Here is a 17,952-nt window from a genome sequence, read left to right as displayed (position 1 = left end):
GCGGTGTCTACACCCGCACGGCCGCGTCGAGGTCGGCGAAGAGCAGCTCGCCGTTGATCGCCGCCCCGGCCCGGTAGCCACGGCTCGCCGCGTTCACCACCTGCTCGGCGAAGCCGCCGGCGTTGCCCGCCGCCCACAGGCCCGGCACGGTCGTCAGCCCGCGCTCGTCGATCACCGGGTAGCTGCCGAAGGGCGTCTCGCGCAGTTCCGCGCCCAGCCGCACGAGCAGGTCGTTCTGCGGAACGGCACGAGGCGCGACGTACAGCACCTCGCGGTCGTGGACCGTGCCGTCCGCGAGCCGGACGCCGGTGAGCCGGTCCTCCTCGGCGAGCACCTCCGCGACCGCACCGGGGACGACGGTGACCCCGGCGGCGGCCAGCCTGCGCCGGTCCTCGTCCGTCAGCTCCGTCTCCGGCACCTCGTGCAGGAAGAACCGCACGTCCTTCGACCACTGCGTCACCATCAGCGCCTGGTGCACGCTCATCGGGCCGCTCGCGAGCACGCCGGTCGCCCGGTCGCGGGCCTCCCAGCCGTGGCAGTACGGGCAGTGGATGACGTCCCGGCCGAACCGCTCGGCGATCCCCGGGACCGGCGGCAGCTCGTCCTTCAGGCCGGTGGCGACGACCAGCTGCCGCGCCCGTACGGTCCGGCCGCTCGCGAGCACCACGGCGAAGTCCCCGTCCCTGGTCGCGTCCACCACCCGGTCCCGTACCAGCTCCACGCCGTACCGCGCGATCTCCTCGCGCCCCACGGCCAGGAACTCGGCGGGCGACATGCCGTCCCGGGACAGATAGCCCTGCAGGTGCGCGGACGGCGCGTTGCGCGGCTCGCCCGCGTCGACCACCAGCGTGTGCCGCCGGGCCCGGCCCAGCACCAGCGCGGCGGACAGGCCGGCCGCGCCGCCCCCGACCACCACCACTTCGTATGTCTCGGTCACGGTGACCACCTCCGCACCCGACGGTCGCCCACCCGCTGCCGCATTGACAAACTTCTTTGCCGAATCTGCAATACGGACATGAGCACTGAGGACACCGACGACAACACCGACGACAACACCGACGACGTTCTGGCGGGCGTGGGCCCGAGGCTCCGGCGGATCCGCAAGGAGCGGGAGGTGACCCTGGCGGCGCTGTCCGAGGCGACCGGCATCTCCGTCAGCACCCTGTCCCGGCTGGAGTCCGGCCTGCGCAGACCCAGCCTTGAGCTGCTGCTGCCCATCGCCCGGGCCCACCAGGTGCCGCTGGACGAGCTGGTCGGCGCCCCGCCGGTCGGCGACCCCCGGGTACGGGCGAAGCCCCTCGAGCGGCACGGCCGTACCTTCTGGCCGCTGACCCGCCAGCCCGGCGGCCTCCAGGCCTTCAAGGTCCGCGAACCCGAGCGCAGGCAGGAGCCGGAGCCGCGCACCCACGAGGGCTACGAGTGGCTGTACGTGCTCTCGGGCAGGCTGCGGCTGGTGCTCGGGGAACACGACGTGGTGCTGTCGGCGGGGGAGGCGGCGGAGTTCGACACGCGGGTGCCGCACTGGTTCGGGTCGACGGGGGAAGGGCCGGTGGAGTTCCTCAGCCTTTTCGGGCCGCAGGGGGAGAGGATGCATGTACGGGCGCGGCCGGCTCGTAAGTGACGTGTCCGACTGTCGGTGACGGGCCCGACTGTTTCCCGAATGGCAAGCGACCGCTTAGTATGCGATCGGACCCGGTCAGACGAAGCAGTCCCGTGGAGGCCCCGCATGCAGGCATGGCAAGTGCACGAGAACGGCGAGCCGAGCGAGGTGATGCGCCTGGCGGAGGTGGAACGGCCCACGCCCGGCGAGGGTCAGGTGCTGCTGCGCGTGCGGGCCGCCAACATCAACTTCCCGGACGCCCTGATGTGCCGGGGCCAGTACCAGGTACGGCCGCCGATGCCCTTCACACCCGGTGTGGAGATCTGTGCCGAGACCGAGGACGGCCGGCGGGTGATCGCCAACCCCGCGCTGCCGTACGGCGGCTTCGCCGAGTACGCGCTCGCCGACGCCCGCGCCCTGCTGCCCGCGCCCGAGTCCCTGGACGACGCCGAGGCCGCCGCGCTGCACATCGGCTACCAGACGGGCTGGTTCGGCCTGCACCGCCGCGCCCACCTGGAAGCGGGGGAGACCCTGCTCGTGCACGCCGCCGCCGGCGGGGTCGGCAGCGCGGCCGTGCAGCTCGGCAAGGCGGCCGGGGCCACCGTGATCGGGGTGGTCGGCGGCGCCGACAAGGCCGTCGTCGCCCGGGAGCTGGGCTGTGACGTGGTCGTCGACCGCCGCTCCGAGGACGTGGTCGCCGCCGTGAAGGAGGCCACCGGGGGCCGGGGCGCCGACGTGATCTACGACCCCGTCGGCGGTGCGGCCTACGCCCAGTCCGCCAAGGTCGTCGCCTTCGAGGGCCGGATCGTCGTGGTCGGGTTCGCCAGCGGCACCATCCCGAGCCCCGCGCTCAACCACGCCCTGGTGAAGAACTACTCGATCCTCGGCCTCCACTGGGGCCTGTACAACACCAAGAACCCGAAGCTGGTCCTGCACTGCCACGAGCAGCTCACCGAGCTGGCCGCACGGGGCGCGATCAAGCCGCTGGTGAGCGAGCGGGTACCGCTCGCCGACGCCGCCGCGGCCGTGCAGCGGGTCGCCGACGGGATGACCACCGGCCGGGTGGCCGTGGTCATGGACAAGGGAGCCGCCGCATGATCGACGCCGAAGAACTGCGCCGCCGCGCACAGGAGTTGCTGGCCGCGCATCCGCCCGCCGCCACCGACCGCCTCGACTTCCTCAAGGCCCGCTTCGACGCGGGGCTGGCCTGGGTGCACTACCCGGCGGGCCTCGGCGGACTCGGTGTCCCGCGCTCCCTGCAGGTCGTCGTGGACGCCGAGCTGGAGGCAGTCGGCGCTCCCGACAACGACTCGCGTCGCAACGGCATCGGGCTCGGCATGGCCGCCCCGACGATCCTCAAGTACGGCACCGAGGAGCAGAAGCAGCGCTATCTGCGACCGCTGTGGATCGGCGAGGAGGTGTGGTGCCAGCTGTTCAGCGAGCCCGGCGCCGGCTCCGACCTCGCCGCGCTCGGCACCCGGGCCGTGCGGGAGGGCGACGAGTGGGTGGTCAACGGGCAGAAGGTGTGGACGTCCGGCGCGCACAACTCCCGCTGGGCCATCCTCATCGCCCGCACCGACCCGGACGTGCCCAAGCACGCGGGCATCACCTACTTCGTCTGCGACATGACCGACCCGGGCGTCGAGGTGCGGCCGCTGCGCCAGATCACCGGCGAGGCCGAGTTCAACGAGGTCTTCCTCACCGACGTCCGCATCCCCGACTCCCGCCGCCTCGGCGCGGTCGGCGACGGCTGGCGGGTCGCCCAGACCACGCTCAACAACGAACGCGTCGCCATCGGCGGCATGCGACTGCCCCGCGAGGGCGGCATGATCGGCCCGGTCTCCCGGACCTGGCGGGAACGCCCCGAACTGCGCACCCACGACCTGCACCAACGGCTGCTGAAGCTCTGGGTCGACTCCGAGGTCGCCCGGTTCACCGCCGAGCGGCTGCGCCAGCAGCTCGTCGCGGGCCAGCCCGGCCCCGAGGGCGCCGGCATGAAGCTCGCCTTCGCCCGTCTCAACCAGGAGATCAGCGGCCTGGAGGTCGAACTCCGGGGTGAGGAGGGGCTCCTCTACGACGACTGGACGATGAGGCGCCCCGAACTGGTGGACTTCGTCGGCCGTGACGCCGGCTACCGCTACCTGCGCTCCAAGGGCAACAGCATCGAGGGCGGGACCAGCGAGGTCCTGCTGAACATCGTCGCCGAGCGCGTCCTGGGCCTGCCCGCCGAGCCGCGCACCGACAAGGACGTCGCGTGGAAGGACCTGGCCCGATGAGCACACAGCCGGAGCTGCTCTACTCCGAGGAGGAAGAGGCGCTGCGCGCCGCGGTCCGCGACCTGCTCACGGACCACTGCGACGCGGCCGGCGTGATCGCCCGCACCGAGTCGGACGCCCCGCACGACCTCGCCCTGTGGAAGTCCCTCGCCGACGGCATGGGCCTCGCCGGGCTGCTCGTGCCCGAGGCGCAGGGCGGCCAGGATGCCACCCACCGTGAAGTCGCCGTCGTTCTGGAGGAGCTGGGCCGGGCGGTCGCGCCCGTCCCGTACCTCACCAGCGCGGTCGTGGCCACCGAGGCCCTGCTGGCCTGCGGGGACGAGGAGCTGCTGGGCCGCCTGGCCTCCGGGCGCACCATCGGCGCCCTCGCGGTCGGGCTGCACACGGCCCCGGGCGCCGCCTTCCGGTCCGTACGGCTGGAGAACGGCACCCTGCACGGGGAGCTGACCGGCATCGCGGACGCGGCCGCCGCCGACGTCCTGCTCGTCCCGGCCGACGACGGCGGGCTGTACGCGGTCGCCGCCGACGCCGTGACCGTCACGCCGCAGACCTCCCTGGACCTGACCCGCCCGCTCGCCGGCGTCACCCTCGACGCCGCGCCCGGCCGCCGCATCGGCGACGCGGACGTGGCCGTACGACGGGCCCTGCGCAGCGCCGCCGGACTGCTAGCCTCCGAGCAACTCGGCGTCGCCGACTGGGCGCTGACCGAGACGGTCCGGTACCTGAAGGAGCGCAAGCAGTTCAACCGGCCGGTCGGCGGCTTCCAGGCGCTCAAGCACCGGCTCGCCCAGCTGTGGCTGGAGGTCGTCAACCTCCGGGCCGCCGCCCGCGCCGCCGCCGACGCGCTCGCCTCCGGCGAGGACACCGACCTCACGGTCGCCGTCGCCCAGGCGTACGCGGCGCCCGTCGCCGTCCACGCGGCCGAGGAGGCGGTGCAGCTGCACGCCGGCATCGGCATGACCTGGGAGCACCCGATCCACCTGTACCTGAAGCGGGCCAAGGCCGACTCGATCGCCTACGGCACCGCGGGTGCCCACCGGGAGGCCCTGGCCGAACTGGTCGACCTCCGGGCGCCCTGACGCACGGCGCGTGAAGCCCGCCCCACCCGGGGCGGGCTTCTTCGTGCGCACACCCGTCAGCAAGTGAACAGAGGGCAGCAGTCCGGCCAACTCCCTGTAGGACGGGGCCATTTGAGTGGGGAGCGCACGCATACTCTCCCCGGTCCCGTCCGGCCCTTCAAGGGAGGCAGCGCATGGCCCTCACCACCCGTCGCATGGCCCTCACCACCCTCGGCGCCGCCCTCGCGGGCGCGATCGCCCTGCCCGCCGGCCAGGCCCGGGCGGGCGGCGGCCGCCGCGGCCCGCGCCCGCTGTGGCACGCGCACGCCCACAACGACTACGAGCACCCGAGGCCCCTGTTCGACGCCCTCGGCCACCGCTTCGGCAGCGTCGAGGCCGACATCTTCCTCGTCGGCGACCAGTTGCTCATCGGTCACGACAGCTCCGAGCTGGACCCGACCCGCACCCTCGAGTCCCTCTACCTCGACCCGCTCGCCGCCCGCGTCAAGGCCAACCACGGCACCGTGTACCGGGGTTGGCGGCAGTCGCTGCAGCTCCTCATCGACATCAAGACCGAGGGCTCCTCGACGTACGTCGAACTCGACCGGCACCTCCGGCGCCACCCGCGGCTGTTCACCCGCTACGCGCACGGCCGCGTCCACCCCGGTCCGGTCACCGCCGTCATCTCCGGAGACCGCGCGGCCCGTGTCCCCATGGAGGCCCAGGCCGAGCGCCGCGCCTTCTACGACGGCCGGCTCGCCGACCTCGGCAGCGCGGCCCCCACCTCCTTCGTCCCGCTGATCAGCGACAACTGGACGCAGAACTTCACCTGGCTGGGCGAGGGCGCGTTCCCGGACGCCGAGCGGCAGAAGCTGCGCGGGATCACCGGTGCCGCTCACGCGCGCGGGCAGCAGATCAGGTTCTGGGCGACCCCGGACGCGGCGGGTGCGGCCCGGGACGCCCTGTGGACGGAACTGCTCGCCGGCGGCGTCGACTACCTCAACACCGACGACCTCGCCGGTCTGGAGGCCTTTCTGGGCGCACACCCGTCCGGGTAAGACCACACGATCGGAGGACATGTCAGCCGCCCGGACGAACCCCCCGCTACGCCACACTTGCGGCCGAACGCCGCTCATGGGGCGTGGCGGAGGAGGTTCCCGATGGCCGTTTCCATCTCTGTGGTGCTGCTGCTCCTGATCATCGTCGTGATCTTCATGCGCAACGGCGCCCTGAAGATCTCGCACGGCCTGGTCTGCATGCTGCTCGGCTTCTACCTGGCCAGCACCAGCATGGCGCCCACGATCCACAGCGGGCTCACCGCCACGGCCGACCTGGTGAGCAGCCTGCGGCCGTAGGGCCTGTCGTCACATTCCCGTCTGCCCGGGAATGTGACGGCAGGCCCTGGTCGCCGCCGCGATCAGGACGAGAAGACCCCGATGCCGTTCGGGACCGGACGCTCGGCGCCGCCGCTCGGGTGGTTGCGGACCGTCACGCTGCTCGCTCCCGTGTCCCGGGTGGCCATCTCGCTCGAGCCGCCGCCGTCGAGGTTGAACGCGTCGGACGCGCCCAAGTCGTCCATGAGGTCGGCCTCTTCGGCGATGGTCATGCCCGTCCGGTAGGCCGCGGCCCCGTCCAGCGCGAGCAGCAGCATCTTGTGCCCGTCGTCCGCGAGGCCCACGACGGTGCGCACGGCCGAGGTGCTGTCGTCCAGGCCGGACAGCGGCTTGCCGTCACGCAGGACCGGGTAGCCGCCGATCGCGAACCTGTACGGGACCTTGGCCGTGGCCGCCACCAGGTCGTGCGTGACGGTCACTTCGTCGCCCACCGCCAGCTTGCGCAACTGCTGCGCACCCTCCTCACGGCCCACCAGGACCGTGGTGTCCGCGGGGATCGAGCCGCCGCCCGGGTTGTCGGAGGCGGAGACCACCGCACCGTCCCGCACCTTCACCTCGTAGGTGTCCTTGCTGCACGCCCCCGCCCGGTCGGTGTCCGTGCCGCAGGTGGCACGCTCCCGCGAGACGCTGCCCCACCGTGAGGTGAAGGCGCCGACGGAGTTCTCCGGCAGCGCGTACTGGTTGAGGCCCTTGAGCGGGAACTGCCCCTCCGGCGTGCCGACGGAGCCGCTGAGGGTGAGGCGGTCCAGCCGGGCCCGTCCGTCGGTGCCCACGCCGAGGACGTCCGTCGTGGTCGTCCCGGGCGGCAGCGAGGGCCCGAACCGCTGGCCCTTCGGCACCGCCGCCTTGAGCACCTGTCCGTCCGCGATCGCGGGCCCCACGGTCGCACCCGTCGCCTCCACGCCCGGGTGCTGGGACTCGCTGATGTTGAAGAAGTCGCCGTTGACCCCGGCGACCGCGCCGGCCGAGTCGGCCAGCTTCGAGACGGTCGCGCGAGCCGCCACCGACCCGGGGTACAGCAGGTCCAGCCGGACATGAGGATTGTTCAGATCGATGGTGAGCAGGTGGGCGTGTGCCTTGCCCGCCGCCTCCTCGATGTCGAACTGCCGGTAGGTGACACCCGGCGCGACCCGCCTGCCCAGCGGTACGGCACCGGCCGGTGCCGCCCCCGCCAGGGCCGCACCGGCCAGTACGCCGAACGCCGTGAGAACCGTGAGAACCGATCTGCCTGCCGTCGTCTGCCGCCGATCGTGCGCCACTGCGCCCCCTGATGTCTCGTCAACTGTCCCAGGACTCAAGGGAAGTGCAGCAGAAGGCGATGGCGCGCGGGGGAGCTAGGCGTCGACTACGCGAGAACGGGTGAGAAAACGCACCCCCTCGGGTGCCTCCAGCGAGAATCCGCTCCCCCGTCCGGGTACCACGTCGACGATCAGCCGGGTGTGGCTCCACACCTCGTACTGGCTCCTCGACATCCAGAAGGTCACGGGCTCCGCGACACCCTCCACCGCAAGTTCCGCCAGCAGCACGTCGGAGCCGCCGGTCCGGAACTCGCCGTCGGGGTAGCACATGGGCGCGCTGCCGTCGCAGCAGCCGCCGGACTGGTGGAACATCAGCGGACCGTGCTCGGCCCGCAGCCTGCGCACCAACTCAGCGGCCTGCGGGGTGAGTTCGACGCGGGGAACTTCCACTTCCATGGTCACCGTCCTGGAGAGCCGGGGCGTCGGAGGTGCCCCAGTCTCATGCCTCGTCAGCCGTGCGTCCAGCACGTGTCCTTCGGCGGGACCGTGGGTCAGCCGTGGCCGAGGACGTCGTCGGTCCGGCCCCACCCGGGCGTCGGCGGCTGCGGCCACCTCGGAGGAGGGGGCAGGGTCTCGGTCGGACCGTCGGACACCAGGCCGGTGGCCGGAGTCCGCCCGCTGAGCCAGCCGAGCAGGAGGTGCCCGGGCCCGGCGACCGAGCGGCCCTCGGGAGACAGGGACCAGCGGCGGCCCAGGTCGACCGCCTCTACGTGGGAGAGGGGATGTCCCTGGGTCTGCAGAGCGGCGAGGGTCTCGTCGAGCGCCCAGGACACGTACGACGTCGGCCAGTCGGCGGTGCCGTGTCCCACGCCGAGGTCGAGATGGTGGTGCTCCAGTTCCCGCTGACACCGCAGCAGGGCGTACCAGGCGGGGTGCCGCCAGCCCGCGAGCGCCGCCACCAGGGTGTCCCACCTGGCTGCGGGCATCTCCCGGGCCTCCGCCACGACCAGGTCCAGGGCCCGCAGCGTGCGGTCGGCCAGCGCGTCGGCGGGCAGGGCGGCGGTCCGCTCGGCCGTCTCGGCCAGGGCGGCCGCATCCTGCCGGGGCCCCGGCGCGGAGCCCGTACGCGCCAGCCGCAGCAGCCACACGTAGGCGTCCGCGCCGCCCGCGACATGGGCGAGCACTTGGCCGCGGCTCCACGGAGCCAGTCCGGAGGGCGCCCGGTACTCGGCGTCGGTCAGACCGTCCATCGTCTGCGCGAGCCGGTCCACCGAGCGGACGACGTCATCGATCAGGGCGTCGACATCGGCCGCGCCCATCGCGGGGGAAACGTTCATGCACACTCCCGGGCCTCGACGTGCAGCAAGAGCATCCCAGAGATAAGGAGATGACGGATGGGCGGGTGCCTGGGAGAGGATGCCCCCATGCGCTACCACTCGCCCTTCGACCGGCCCGAACCGCGCCTCGTGTCCGCCGGCGAACACCCCCTCTGGGACGAGGCACTGGCAGCGGTCAACCGCGACCTGGCGGTGACCCTGCCGCAGCAGCGGCCCCTGTGCCTCTTCGCCGTGCCCTGGGAGGAGGGCGAACCGGACCAGGTCTACGTCGCCCTCGCCAACGGCGAGTGGCACGGGAACCCCCTCCGGGCCGCCCCGGACACCGCCGCCGACGCCCTGGAGGCCGTTGCCGACGCCGCCCAGGAGACGGTCTCGGAGCGCCTGTGGCAGGCATGGCCGGTCTGCTCCGTGCACGACCTGGGGATGCACATACGCGAGGTGTCAGGCCGTCCGTCGTGGTGGTGCGCCGGTACGACGGACCCACAGGAACCGCCGCACATCCGCGCGGCCGTGGGCGAGTTGGACACCCTTCAGCGCCCGCACCGGCCGAACCGGAAGCGCCGGAAGAACAGCGCGCAGGGCTGACCGGGGCGGCCGGGGCCCGGCGCGGCAGGCGTGCCATGATCCTCGGATGCGCGAGATCGACGAACTGGCCCAGGTGGACGATCCGGCCTGGCCGGAGCTCCAGGAACAGCTCGCGGCCAGTGCCGTGCCGGTCCGTGTGCTGCCGGGCGACCCCGGCGAAGGCCGCCGGTGCCTGCTGCAGATGCAGGTCACCGCACGCTCCACGCTCGGCGCGCTCGCGCTGAACTGCGGCGGGCTCGTCCTGGACGACGGGTGGCTTCGGGTGTACGGCGGCGGCTCGGCGGCGACCGGCGGTCTGCCCGGTCTGGGCCGGGTCAACGGCTTCCCGGAGGGGTTCGATCCCGCCTGGCGTCCCGCCTCGGGTCTGGTCGTCGGACACGACGTGCTCGGCGGGGTGTTCGCACTCAACGGCCACGACCCGGCCGGAGCGGGCCGCCCGGGCGATCCCGGGCAGATGACGTACTTCGCTCCCGACACCCTGGAGTGGGAGGCCCTGGACATGGGCCACTCCACCTGGGTGTGGTGGCTCCTGTCCGGCCGGCTGGAGACGTTCTACGACGGGCTGCGTCTGCCCGGCTGGCGCGAGGAGGCCGCCGCCCTGGACCTCTCGCAGGGCATCACCGTCTACCCGTTCCTGTGGTCCAAGGAGGCGCACGACGACCTCGCGGCCACGACCCGGCGGGCGGTGGCGATGCGCGAAGTCCTGGGCGTGGCGGCGGACTTCGCCCGGCAGCTGGGCCCGGCCGATCCGGGTTTCCTCGGCGAGGTCTGAGGCACCGCCACCCGACCGCTCACCCCTTCGCGCGGAGGGCACGCATCGACACCGCGTACACCCCGGAGGCCACCGACAGCCCCACGGGCAGGGCGAGGTCGATGCCGCCCAGGGCGGCGGCCACCGGTCCGGTGTACACGGTGTCGACGCACGCGGCGGAGGCGGCGACGCCCGCCGCGAGGGCCAGCGCGCCGGGCCAGTTGACCCCGCCGGTGTACCAGAAGGGGCTGCCCGGGGTCTCGTCGGCGAGGGCGAGGCCGTCGTAGCGGTTGCGGCGCAGCAGGATGTCGGTGGCGTAGACGGCCATGCTCGGGCCGAGCAGGACCACGGTCAGCTGCAGGACGTTCCCGACCGTTTCCAGGAAGTCGGACACGAGCAGCGCGTAGAGGGTCAGCGAGACGGAGACGGCTCCGTCGACGAGGACGCTGAGCGAGCGCCGGATGCGGATGCCGACGGCCTGCAGGGCGAGGCCGGCGCTGTAGGCGGTCAGGGCGTTGAGGGCGACGGTGCCGAGGACCAGCGCGAGCAGGAACACCGGGCGGAACCAGCCGGGCAGCAGCCCCTCCAGCGCGCCCTGCGGGTCGCTCATGTCGACCGCGGTCGCCGCGAACGCGCCGAGACAGCAGACCAGGGTGCCGGGCAGGAACCCGCCGAACGCCGTCCAGCCCGCCACCGACCTCGCGGACGTGCTGCGGGGCAGATAGCGGGAGAAGTCGGCGCTGGTGGTGTACGACAGCGGGCCCGAGGCGATCAGCCCCACACCGGCCAGCGCGGTCGCCCACAGCGCGCTGCCGGTCAGTGGGCGGTCCGGGACGTAGCCGAAGTCGGTGTGCCGCACCACGGCGAAGGCCAGCACCGCGAAGACGGCGGTGAGGACGAGGGTGATCGGCACGTAGAGCCGGATGATCGCGGCATGGCCGTACACGCTGATGGCGAGGGTGACCGCGGCGATCAGTACGACGACGAGCGCCTTCACCGCGTTGTTCACCGGCAGGCCCGTCCGCGCGACCAGGGAGAAGGCCGCGGTCGCCGCGGCGGCCAGGTTCAGCGCGAAGTAGCAGACGGAGATCATCCAGCCGGTCACGGCGTTGTTCACCCGGTTCCCGCGGATGCCGTACATCGCGCGGGTGACCACCTCGCTGGGCGCGCCCGCGGCCGGTCCGGAGACCGCGAGCAGGCCGGTGAGCAGCCAGAACGCGTTGCCCACGACGATCACGGCCACCGCCTGCCCCAGGCTCAGCCCCATCAGCACCAGCGCGCCGCCGACGACCAGGCTGAGGTAGTTCACATTGGCCGCGGCCCACACCGGGAACAGCTCGCGGGGACGGCCGCGGCGCTCGGAGTCGGGGATGTGGTCGATGCCGTGGGACTCGATGCCGCCCGTCCGCTCGGGGGCCAAAGACGCGGGGGATGACGTCGCGATCCCGCCGGCGGCCGTGCGGTGCGCGTCGGGATGCGGGTCGGGGAGCGTGGACGCCATGAGGCCCTCCGGGGGCGGTGGGATCGGCCTGGTCGCTTATTGGTCGCATGACCAGTTGCTTATTGGTCGCACACTCAATAACATCTCCGGCATGTCGTCAAGCGTTCAGCGCAAGCGGGTCCGAAAGGACCCGGCCGCCCGGCGGGCCGAAATCGTCGAGGCGGCCGCCGTCATCGCCCTGGCCGAGGGTCTGGAGAGCATCACGCTGCGCCGGATCGGTGAGGAGCTCGACGTCCGCCCGGGGCTGGTCAGTCACTACTTCCCCTCGGCCGAGGATCTCGTCGCCGAGGCCTTCGGCAGCGCGGCGAGCGGCGAGCTCGACACCCTCCTGCCGGCCGAGCGCCCCGAAGGCACGCCCACCGTGCGTCTGGCCCGGTTCTTCGCCCGCACCTCGGGCAAGTCGTACGACGCCATCAGCCGGCTGTGGATCAACGCGCGCCACCTCAGCCGCTACCGGCCGGTCCTGGGCGACCGGGTCTCCGCACAGGAGGCCGCCTGGCGGGGACGGCTGGAAGGGCTGGTCCGGGAGGGCGTGGCGGCAGGCGAGTTCCATACCGACGACCCCTTGGTGACGACCATCCAGATCCTCGTCGTGCTCGACGGCCTGGGCGCCCACGCCAACACCGTGACCCCGGAGCGGCCGCCGGCCGTGGCCCGTATGGCCGTCACCGTCGCCGAGCGCGAACTCGGCCTGCCCGCAGGGTCGTTGGACCACGCGACCGGCTGACCCGAATCAAGTACGCCCCCTGAACCACCGGAGGACCCCGTGCCCGCCGATCTCGTCCTGCTCTCCGCCCGGCTGCTCGACCCCGGCACGGGCGGACTCCTTCCGCACACCGCGCTCGCCGCCGAGGGCGGGCTGATCACCTTCCTCGGCGACGACCGGGCGGTCCGCGCCCTCGCCGGGCCCGGCACCACGGTCGTCGACCTGCGCGGAGCGGTGGTGACCGCGGGCTTCACCGACGGGCATCTGCACCCGGTCTCCGGCGCCGAACGGACCATGGGCGTCGACCTGACCGCCTGCCGGGACCTGCCGGCCGTACGAGCCGCGCTCGCCGAGTCGGCCGGGACCCTGCGTCCGGGGGCCTGGCTGCGCGGCTGGGGCCTGGACCCCAACGCCTTCGGTGCCGAGCCGGTCGGTGCGGCCGCGCTCGGCCCGGTCCTCGACGGCGTACCCACGCTCATCGACCTGTTCGACGGACATTCGGTGCTGGCCAGTGCGCGGGCGCTGGAACTGGCGGGCGTCGACGGCCCGCGGGAGTTCACGCAGGGTTCCGAGATCGTCTGCGACGCCGACGGGCGGCCCACCGGCCTGCTGCTGGAGGACGCGGCCTGCGAACTGGTCGAGGCCGTCGCACCCCGGCCCACCGAGGCCGAGGTGCGGGCCCGCACCGCCGAGGTCCTGAGCGCCATGGCGGCGGCAGGCCTCACCGGCGGCCACGCCATGGACGCCAACGGGGAGAGCCTGTCCGTCTACGCCGCTCTGGAGGCCGAGGGCGCGCTGCCCCTGCGGCTGCGGGTCGCCCCCTGGTGCCGGCCGGAGGCCGACGACGACGCCGTCGCCGAACTCGTCCGGCGGCAGGGCACCGGGGGCGCGCTGTGGCAGGTCGCCGGCGTGAAGCTGTTCATGGACGGCACCATCGACAACGGCACCGCCTGGCTCGAAGCCCCCGACTGCCACGGCGAGTCGGCCCACGCCTACTGGCCCGACCCGCAGCGGTACACCCAGGTGATCGCGGCCCTCCACCGGGCCGGTGTGCCCACCGCCACCCACGCGATCGGGGACGCGGCGGTACGCCATGTGCTCGACTCGGTCGAGAAGGCTCAGGCGGAGAGCCCGGACCCGGTACGGCACCGGGTCGAGCACATCGAGACGGTGCCCGACGACACCGTACGGCGGTTCGCACGGCTCGGCGTGGCCGCGTCCATGCAGCCCACCCACTGCTGCGAGTTCACCCGGGCGGACCACACCGACAACTGGTCGCGTCGGCTCGGCGAGGAGCGCGCCGGGCGCGCGTTCCGCTGCCGCGATCTGTGGGCCGCCGGGGCCCGGGTCGTCCTCGGTTCCGACTGGCCCATCGCGCCGTACCCGCCGCTGCAGGTCATGGCCGGCGCCCGGCATCGCCGCCCCGCCGACCTCTCCCTGCCTCCGCACGGGCCGGAGCAGGCACTCACCGCACTGCAGGCGCTGCAGGGCATCACCGTCAACGCGGCCTGGGCCGCCCGGGAGGAGCACCTCGCCGGCCGGCTCGCCGTCGGCCGGCGTGCCGACCTGACGGTGCTGGCCGAGAACCCGCTGGCGGTCCCCGACGCCGAGCTGGCCCGCCTGCCGGTCGTCCTCACGGTGCTGGCGGGCCGGCCCACGCACCGGGCCGCCGACCTGTAGTCGACGGCCCGGGCACCCCTCGGGTCAGCGCTGGGGAACCGGCGCCGCCTGTCCGGGCGGGCCCGCCGCCGCGGCCGCCGACTTGATCACGTCGACGTCACTCGCCCGGACATAGGCGAGCCGGTGGCCGAGCTGGATCTCGTAGTACTCCTCCTGGCCCTGCACCACCGGGGACGGGGAGTCGGTGGAGGAAGGTTTCTCCAGGTAGGAACCGAGGACGCGGGACTGCGTCACATACCGCTGGCCCGCGCGGATGGTGTAAGGGAGCGGCGACTCCTCGGGCTGCTCGTCCGTCCCCTCCGGATAGGCGTCCTCCTCCGGCAGGGCGCGGCCGAACGCCTCGACCTCCCTCAGACCCGCCTTCGGGGTCACCATCAGACCGCGCGCACCGACCGCCGTCGGCTGACTCTTCGGATTCTTGAACCAGGCCTTGTGACCCTGGAACCAGATCGCCGTCCAGTCGCCGCTCCGGTCGGCGAGCGCGAAGGTCTGGCCGGCCGAGACCCGGGACCCCAGGTCGTTGACGTCCACGGTGGAGTCCGCGCCGTCGGGGTGCCGGCCCGGGTCCTGGATCAATGGAGCGTTGTCGTACGGATCGGTGTGCAGGCGGACCGCACTGGAGCCGTGCGGCGCGCACGGCACACCACTCTTGACGCAGCCGGTGAACCGCGGCTTGTAGGTGGGGTAGTCCGGCAGGATCATCACGACGTCGCTGTCCGGCCCGGCCGTCGCCTTCAGCGGCGCGCCGAGCAGGTCGAAGTAGTGCCGCCAGTCCCAGAAGGGGCCCGGGTCGTCGTGCATGTCCGGGATGGAGTCCTCGGTCGGAGCCGGCACGTTGTCATGGCCGAAGATGTGCTGCCGGTCGAGCGGAACCCCGTACTTCTTCGCCAGGTACTTCACCAGGCGGGCCGAGGCCCGGTACATCGTCTCCGTGTACCAGGCGTCGGGATGCCGCAGGAATCCCTCGTGCTCGACCCCGATCGAACGGGCGTTCACGAACTGGCTGCCGGAGTGCCAGGCCGCGTCCTTGATCCGGATGTGCTGGGTGATGTGGCCGTCCCGGGAGCGGATGGAGTAGTGCCACGACGCCTCCTCCGGATCCTGGATCGTCTGCAGCATCGACGCCAGCGGCGCCTCGGTGTCGTGGATGACGATGTAGTCGATCCGCTGGTCCTTGGGCCGGTCGGCCAGCTGGTGGTTTCCGTACTGGTCGTCGTCGATCTCGACGTACGGCGCGCTGAGCCAGGAGCAGGACAGCTCCGGCGGGCAGTCCACCTCCTTCGGGTGCGGCGCGCCCGTGGTGGCGGGGCGGTGCGGGCGGACACGGGGGCTCGCGGCGAGGGTGACGCGCTGCCCCGCGTCGGTGATGCGGTGCGCGCCCCGGCGGATCACGTCGAAGACGTCGTCCGCGAAGGTCTCCGCCGAGGCCCGGTCGGCCGCGCCCGGGAAGGCGGCCACGGTCTCCCACCACTCCGCCGGATTGGGGCTGAGCGGCTTGCCGAGCTGCCGCTGGGTCGCCGCGAGGAGGGCCGCGCCGCCGCGCACGTTGGCCGCGTCGTCCGTCCGCAGCTCTTCGGCCGGAAGCCCGGTCAGACGTGCGGCCCGTCGCAGGTCCGCCGCGCGGTTCGCCATGGCCGAGGTGGGCGACCCCGCCGCCCCCGCGCGCGGCCGTGCCTTCTTGGGCCGCGGCGTCTGCTGGGGCTGGGGCGGGTCCACCAGGTGCATCGGGCCGTAGCCGCCGACGACGCTCGGCGCGCCCTGGTGCGAGTCCCACCTCGACTGCAGGTAGGAGACGCCCATGAGCACGCTCCGGGGGACGTGGTACTCGTTCGCGGCGGCCTTGTAGTCGTCCTGCAGACGTTGGTCGGACGGAGCGACATCCCCCGAGCGGTCGATCAGCAACGGCACCAGAAGCGCCGCCGATGCGGTCACACAGATGATCCGCCGGTGCCCGCGTACGGCACTGGAGACGCGGGGGGCGACGCGTTTTTTCATGAAGGTGCCTCCGACGAGGTTCAGCGTGGTGGCCAGGACAGATGCGACCAGGGCACAGTGGACTGCCCATCAGGGCAAAGGGGGTTGCCCTTCGCGTCACCCCTCGTACGTTTCCGTGCCTCGCGCGCCGCGTCGCGCCGAGCGTCACCGGCGTGGACCAGCCGTCGGGCACAGGCCACCCGGTCGGCGGCACCCGGCTCGCCCCGGCGGCGGGCTCAGTCCTCGACCGGGTCCACCTGCCAGTCGGGGTGTCCCGGCATGGGCGGGGTGTGCGGCCCGTACAGCCACGGCCTCAGAAAGGGCGTCAGATCCTCGCCGGCCACGCGGGACGCGAGCCCGACGAAGTCCGCGGTGCCGGCGGCCCGGCCCCGGTACGCCGTCACCCAGGAGCGTTCGATCCGTTCGAAGGTGTCCTCGCCCACCTTCTCCCGCAGCGCGTAGAGCACCAGTGCCGAGCCGTCGTAGCGCATCTGCCGGAAGAGGGTGGACGCGGTCGGCTCGGCGGGTGCGCCGTCGTCGTGCCGCCACTGGTCGTGCTGTTCGTAGGCGGTGCGCATCATGCCCTCCAGGTCGATGCCGCCGTGGGTGTCGGAGTAGAGCAGCTCGTAGAAACGGGCGTGTCCCTCGCTCAGCCACAGGTCGGACCACCGCCGGATCGCGACGCTGTCGCCCGTCCAGTGGTGGGCGAGCTCGTGCACGAGGTTGCGCTCGGCGCCGACCTGATCCCCCGACAGATCGGCACTCGGTACGACGGACAGCGACTGGGTCTCCAGGGCCACCGGCAGGTCGGTGTCCCCGACCAGCACGCCGTACCGGCGGAAGGGATAGGGGCCGAGCCGCTGTTCCAGCCAGGCCAGGTGCCCGGGGGTGAGCGCCCGGTACGCCTCGGTGTCCGTGACCAGGTCCTCGGGGACCACGTCCCGGACGGGCAGCCCGCGCGGGCCCGTGCCGGCCACGACGGAGAACCTCCCGACGGCCATCTGGACCAGCTGGGCCGCGACCGGTTCCTCGGAGTCGTAGGTCCAGCGGGTACGTCCGTCGGGTTGCCGTACGTGCCCGACGAGCCGGCCGTTGGCCACCGCGGTCAGCCCCGGCGGGGTGGTGATCCGGAAGGTGAACGGTGCCCGCACGCTGGGGTGGTCGTCGGCCGGGAAGACCATCCTGGCGCCGTCGGGCTGGAGCGACAGCAGGGTGCCGTCGGCCGTGGGGACCCAGCCGTAGTCCTGGATCGCGTCGTCGCGGTGGCGTCGCTGCGTCGGATCGGCGGTGTAGGCGACCCGGACGGTGAACGCACTGCCGCGGGCGATCGGCTTCGCCGGGGTGACGACCAGTTCGTCGCCGTCGCGCACGGCCTTCGCCGGTGTGCCGTCGACGGTGACCGCGTGCAGTGCGTTGCCCGCGAAGTCGAGGTCGAAGCGGGACAGGGCCTGTGTGGCGGTGGCACGGACGGTGGCGGTCGCGGCGAAGGGTGTGCGGGGTGCGCGCCAGTCGAAGTCGAGGGTGTAGCGGCGGACCGTGTAGCCGCCGTTGCCGTCGAGCGGCGCGAGCGGGTCGCCGAGGCCGCGGGCACCGGGGGAGGGGACCTCGCCGGGCGAGCCCGGGGAGGCGCCGGGGGCGGGGTGCCCCGCGCGGTCCGGCGTGCGGTGGTCCCCGTCGAGGAGGACGACGGTGAGGACGGCGGCACCCGCGATGCCGACGGCACCGGCCAGGGCGAGGGCCGCACGGCGCGTACGGATACCGCGTCGGGTGCCTACAGTCGTGAAGTCCATGGCGGCACTATGACAGCAAGAGATCATTAATGCGCTATGTCGTTCAATTCCGGCATGGGTAC

General features: G+C 73.0%; 17 protein-coding genes. 10 read left to right on the top strand and 7 right to left on the bottom strand.

What is annotated here, in order from left to right:
- Positions 1–7: 7 nt before the first annotated feature.
- Positions 8–937: an NAD(P)/FAD-dependent oxidoreductase gene (locus ACIRVH_RS22595; RefSeq protein WP_403956014.1), complete on the bottom strand. Its 930-nt coding sequence runs from the start codon at positions 935–937 to the stop codon at positions 8–10.
- A 78-nt stretch (positions 938–1,015) separates the two neighbouring features.
- On the opposite strand from ACIRVH_RS22595, the gene ACIRVH_RS22590 reads away from it, so the two are divergent.
- The 6 genes from ACIRVH_RS22590 to ACIRVH_RS22565 all read left to right on the top strand — a co-directional run bounded on the left by ACIRVH_RS22590 (position 1,016) and on the right by ACIRVH_RS22565 (position 6,289).
- Complete coding sequence (locus tag ACIRVH_RS22590) at positions 1,016–1,621, top strand: helix-turn-helix domain-containing protein (RefSeq protein ID WP_403956012.1); 606 nt, start codon at positions 1,016–1,018, stop codon at positions 1,619–1,621.
- Between the two features lie 105 nt (positions 1,622–1,726).
- Complete coding sequence (locus ACIRVH_RS22585; RefSeq protein WP_403956010.1) at positions 1,727–2,698, top strand: NADPH:quinone oxidoreductase family protein; 972 nt, start codon at positions 1,727–1,729, stop codon at positions 2,696–2,698.
- Positions 2,695–3,876, top strand: coding sequence for an acyl-CoA dehydrogenase family protein (locus ACIRVH_RS22580; protein ID WP_403956008.1), 1,182 nt, complete (start codon positions 2,695–2,697; stop codon positions 3,874–3,876). Before ACIRVH_RS22585 ends, ACIRVH_RS22580 begins: the two co-directional genes overlap by 4 nt.
- Positions 3,873–4,955, top strand: a complete 1,083-nt coding sequence (locus ACIRVH_RS22575) for an acyl-CoA dehydrogenase family protein (RefSeq protein WP_403956006.1) — start codon at positions 3,873–3,875, stop codon at positions 4,953–4,955. The genes ACIRVH_RS22580 and ACIRVH_RS22575 overlap by 4 nt, the downstream gene beginning before the upstream one ends.
- Positions 4,956–5,128: 173 nt before the next feature.
- On the top strand, positions 5,129–5,992 hold the full coding sequence (locus ACIRVH_RS22570; RefSeq protein ID WP_403956005.1) for a phosphatidylinositol-specific phospholipase C/glycerophosphodiester phosphodiesterase family protein: 864 nt from the start codon (positions 5,129–5,131) through the stop codon (positions 5,990–5,992).
- Between the two features lie 102 nt (positions 5,993–6,094).
- Complete coding sequence (locus ACIRVH_RS22565) at positions 6,095–6,289, top strand: hypothetical protein (RefSeq protein WP_386580637.1); 195 nt, start codon at positions 6,095–6,097, stop codon at positions 6,287–6,289.
- Between the two features lie 62 nt (positions 6,290–6,351).
- Here the strand turns inward: ACIRVH_RS22565 and ACIRVH_RS22560 are convergent, their stop codons facing one another.
- The 3 genes from ACIRVH_RS22560 to ACIRVH_RS22550 form a co-directional block, all read right to left on the bottom strand.
- Positions 6,352–7,587: a phosphodiester glycosidase family protein gene (locus ACIRVH_RS22560; RefSeq protein WP_403956003.1), complete on the bottom strand. Its 1,236-nt coding sequence runs from the start codon at positions 7,585–7,587 to the stop codon at positions 6,352–6,354.
- A gap of 75 nt (positions 7,588–7,662) precedes the next feature.
- Positions 7,663–8,022 (bottom strand): DUF779 domain-containing protein, encoded by a 360-nt coding sequence (locus ACIRVH_RS22555; RefSeq protein WP_403956001.1) that lies wholly within the window; start codon positions 8,020–8,022, stop codon positions 7,663–7,665.
- 95 nt (positions 8,023–8,117) lie between these two features.
- Positions 8,118–8,903 carry a maleylpyruvate isomerase family mycothiol-dependent enzyme gene (locus ACIRVH_RS22550; RefSeq protein ID WP_403956000.1) on the bottom strand — a complete coding sequence of 262 codons (786 nt, stop codon included), beginning with the start codon at positions 8,901–8,903 and terminating at the stop codon, positions 8,118–8,120.
- Positions 8,904–8,990: 87 nt separating this feature from the next.
- Here ACIRVH_RS22550 and ACIRVH_RS22545 point away from each other — a divergent pair, with 87 nt between their 5' ends.
- Positions 8,991–9,488 (top strand): hypothetical protein, encoded by a 498-nt coding sequence (locus tag ACIRVH_RS22545; protein WP_403955998.1) that lies wholly within the window; start codon positions 8,991–8,993, stop codon positions 9,486–9,488.
- A 46-nt stretch (positions 9,489–9,534) separates the two neighbouring features.
- Positions 9,535–10,260 (top strand): DUF2625 domain-containing protein, encoded by a 726-nt coding sequence (locus ACIRVH_RS22540; protein WP_403955996.1) that lies wholly within the window; start codon positions 9,535–9,537, stop codon positions 10,258–10,260.
- Between the two features lie 19 nt (positions 10,261–10,279).
- Here ACIRVH_RS22540 and ACIRVH_RS22535 read toward each other — a convergent pair whose 3' ends face one another.
- The gene (locus tag ACIRVH_RS22535; RefSeq protein WP_403955995.1) at positions 10,280–11,740 is read right to left on the bottom strand and encodes a purine-cytosine permease family protein; all 1,461 of its coding nucleotides are present in this window, start codon (positions 11,738–11,740) and stop codon (positions 10,280–10,282) included.
- 91 nt (positions 11,741–11,831) lie between these two features.
- Between ACIRVH_RS22535 and ACIRVH_RS22530 the strand changes: the two genes are divergently transcribed.
- Together ACIRVH_RS22530 and ACIRVH_RS22525 are read left to right on the top strand one after the other, a co-directional pair.
- Positions 11,832–12,467 carry a TetR/AcrR family transcriptional regulator gene (locus ACIRVH_RS22530; RefSeq protein WP_403955993.1) on the top strand — a complete coding sequence of 212 codons (636 nt, stop codon included), beginning with the start codon at positions 11,832–11,834 and terminating at the stop codon, positions 12,465–12,467.
- A 39-nt stretch (positions 12,468–12,506) separates the two neighbouring features.
- Positions 12,507–14,126 carry an amidohydrolase gene (locus ACIRVH_RS22525; protein WP_403955991.1) on the top strand — a complete coding sequence of 540 codons (1,620 nt, stop codon included), beginning with the start codon at positions 12,507–12,509 and terminating at the stop codon, positions 14,124–14,126.
- A 24-nt stretch (positions 14,127–14,150) separates the two neighbouring features.
- On the opposite strand, the gene ACIRVH_RS22520 is transcribed toward ACIRVH_RS22525, so the two are convergent.
- Together ACIRVH_RS22520 and ACIRVH_RS22515 are read right to left on the bottom strand one after the other, a co-directional pair.
- Positions 14,151–16,121 (bottom strand): N-acetylmuramoyl-L-alanine amidase, encoded by a 1,971-nt coding sequence (locus ACIRVH_RS22520; RefSeq protein ID WP_403955989.1) that lies wholly within the window; start codon positions 16,119–16,121, stop codon positions 14,151–14,153.
- 215 nt (positions 16,122–16,336) lie between these two features.
- Complete coding sequence (locus ACIRVH_RS22515) at positions 16,337–17,890, bottom strand: M1 family metallopeptidase (RefSeq protein WP_403955987.1); 1,554 nt, start codon at positions 17,888–17,890, stop codon at positions 16,337–16,339.
- Positions 17,891–17,952 lie beyond the last annotated feature (62 nt).

It is taken from the genome of Streptomyces sp. NPDC101165 (assembly GCF_044768135.1).
In the GTDB taxonomy this organism is placed as follows: Bacteria; Actinomycetota; Actinomycetes; order Streptomycetales; family Streptomycetaceae; genus Streptomyces.
This window is presented reverse-complemented; position numbering and strand designations above follow the sequence as displayed.

Excerpts from the sequence above, each read along its gene's own strand:
- ACIRVH_RS22590 (WP_403956012.1), top strand. The coding sequence starts at position 1,016 with ATGAGCACTGAGGACACCGACGACAACACCGACGACAACACCGACGAC.
- ACIRVH_RS22585 (WP_403956010.1), top strand. The coding sequence starts at position 1,727 with ATGCAGGCATGGCAAGTGCACGAGAACGGCGAGCCGAGCGAGGTGATG.
- ACIRVH_RS22580 (WP_403956008.1), top strand. The coding sequence starts at position 2,695 with ATGATCGACGCCGAAGAACTGCGCCGCCGCGCACAGGAGTTGCTGGCC.
- ACIRVH_RS22575 (WP_403956006.1), top strand. The coding sequence starts at position 3,873 with ATGAGCACACAGCCGGAGCTGCTCTACTCCGAGGAGGAAGAGGCGCTG.
- ACIRVH_RS22570 (WP_403956005.1), top strand. The coding sequence starts at position 5,129 with ATGGCCCTCACCACCCGTCGCATGGCCCTCACCACCCTCGGCGCCGCC.
- ACIRVH_RS22565 (WP_386580637.1), top strand. The coding sequence starts at position 6,095 with ATGGCCGTTTCCATCTCTGTGGTGCTGCTGCTCCTGATCATCGTCGTG.
- ACIRVH_RS22555 (WP_403956001.1), bottom strand. The coding sequence starts at position 8,022 with ATGGAAGTGGAAGTTCCCCGCGTCGAACTCACCCCGCAGGCCGCTGAG.
- ACIRVH_RS22550 (WP_403956000.1), bottom strand. The coding sequence starts at position 8,903 with ATGAACGTTTCCCCCGCGATGGGCGCGGCCGATGTCGACGCCCTGATC.
- ACIRVH_RS22545 (WP_403955998.1), top strand. The coding sequence starts at position 8,991 with ATGCGCTACCACTCGCCCTTCGACCGGCCCGAACCGCGCCTCGTGTCC.
- ACIRVH_RS22540 (WP_403955996.1), top strand. The coding sequence starts at position 9,535 with ATGCGCGAGATCGACGAACTGGCCCAGGTGGACGATCCGGCCTGGCCG.
- ACIRVH_RS22535 (WP_403955995.1), bottom strand. The coding sequence starts at position 11,740 with ATGGCGTCCACGCTCCCCGACCCGCATCCCGACGCGCACCGCACGGCC.
- ACIRVH_RS22530 (WP_403955993.1), top strand. The coding sequence starts at position 11,832 with ATGTCGTCAAGCGTTCAGCGCAAGCGGGTCCGAAAGGACCCGGCCGCC.
- ACIRVH_RS22520 (WP_403955989.1), bottom strand. The coding sequence starts at position 16,121 with ATGAAAAAACGCGTCGCCCCCCGCGTCTCCAGTGCCGTACGCGGGCAC.
- ACIRVH_RS22515 (WP_403955987.1), bottom strand. The coding sequence starts at position 17,890 with ATGGACTTCACGACTGTAGGCACCCGACGCGGTATCCGTACGCGCCGT.